We start from the raw sequence: 1,119 nt of genomic DNA on the forward strand, positions 1-1,119 counted from the left end.
CAACCCGGTCACCGCCGTCATGAGACGGGTATCAACCACCATGCCCGGTGTCGGGGCAAGCACCCCGACCATCACGGCGTGTCGCGCCCGAGCCGGGTTCGATTAGCCGGTAAAAGGAGACACCACCAGCACCTACTTCGAGCTGGAGGAACCCGACGAACCCGTCACCCGCGACGACACCGGCCGCCAGCCCGACGCCGACGAGACAGACGGGGCGGTCGGCGAGGCGAACAAGGCCGGATTCCGCACCTACGGCAAGTCCAAGGACTCCCGCGATGACCTGCCGCAGATCGTGATCGGCATGGCGGTCACGAGGGACGGGATTCCGGTCCGCTGCTGGTGCTGGCCGGGCAACGCCTCTGACCAGAAGCTGATCCGGCAGGTCAAGGACGAGATGCGGGACTGGACCCTCAGCAAGATCGTGTGGGTGACCGACCGCGGTTTCTCCTCCGAGCAGAACCGCCGCTACCTGCGGCGAGGCGACCACGCCTACATCATCGGCGAGAAGCTGCGCTCCGGCAGCGCCGAGGTGAAGGCCGCCCTGTCCCGGCAGGGCCGTTACACTGAGATCGCCGAGAACATGCGGGTCAAGCAGGTCCGGATCAGCGACACCGACCGGTTCGTGATCTGCCACAACCCCGAAGCCGCCGACCGCGACCGGCACATGCGCGAGCAACTCGTCGCCCAGCTCGGCGACGTGATCGCCGACACCGACAAGCTCAGCGAGTTCAAGCGGGGCGAACTGCGCGGGAAGATCGCCGACAAGCCCGGCCTGAACCGCTACCTGCGCACCACCCCAGCGGGCAAGCTCCGCATCGACCACGCCAAGATCAAGACGGAGGAGAACCTCGACGGCAAGTACCTGCTGCGCTGCTCAGACCCCCACCTGAGCGCCGAGGACATCGCCCTGGGCTACAAGCAGCTCCTGGAAGTCGAGCGCGGCTGGCGCGACATGAAGCAGATCATCGACCTGCGGCCGGTCTACCACCGGCTCGAGGTGGAGTGTTCCCGATTTTATTGACACCGGTTTAGGCTGCCAGGTCGGTGAGTTTCCTGAATCCTAGCTCGTATTCGAGCGGTGTCAAGTAGCTGAGGGTGGAGTGTCGCCTCCGGCGGTTG

At 65.7% G+C, this 1,119-nt stretch carries 1 pseudogene; it reads left to right on the forward strand.

Features of this window, described 5'->3' with window-relative positions:
- Nucleotides 1-118: 118 nt before the first annotated feature.
- Nucleotides 119-997 (forward strand): annotated as a pseudogene (locus KME75_RS41815) (IS1634 family transposase); the annotation flags it as partial.
- Nucleotides 998-1,119: the final 122 nt, after the last annotated feature.

Origin of the sequence: Pseudonocardia nigra (genome assembly GCF_019396355.1) — a bacterium.
In the GTDB taxonomy this organism is placed as follows: domain Bacteria; phylum Actinomycetota; class Actinomycetes; order Mycobacteriales; family Pseudonocardiaceae; genus Pseudonocardia; species Pseudonocardia nigra.